The following is a 228-nucleotide window of genomic DNA, read 5'->3' on the forward strand; positions in this document are numbered from 1 at the left end:
CCCATGTTCGACACCCGCAACCCGGTGATCATCGTTCTCGCAACCACCATCGGCTTGTGCCTGCATGCGTTCATGTACGCCGGGCAGCCGGCCATCATGGCTGAGCTCTTCCCCACCAGGATGCGCTACTCCGGGGTCTCGCTGGGATCGCAGGTCACCTCGATCTTCGCTGGCTCACTCGCCCCGTTGTTGGCAACGCAATGGCTCAAAGACACCGGTTCCTGGCTG

At 62.3% G+C, this 228-nt stretch carries 1 pseudogene; it reads left to right on the forward strand.

Annotation, left to right across the window (positions count from 1 at the left end):
* Positions 1-228, forward strand: a pseudogene (locus SB724_RS22175) (hypothetical protein); the annotation flags it as partial.

The organism is Bacillus sp. SIMBA_031, from assembly GCF_046535225.1.
GTDB classification, from domain to species: Bacteria; Bacillota; Bacilli; order Bacillales; family Bacillaceae; genus Bacillus; species Bacillus velezensis.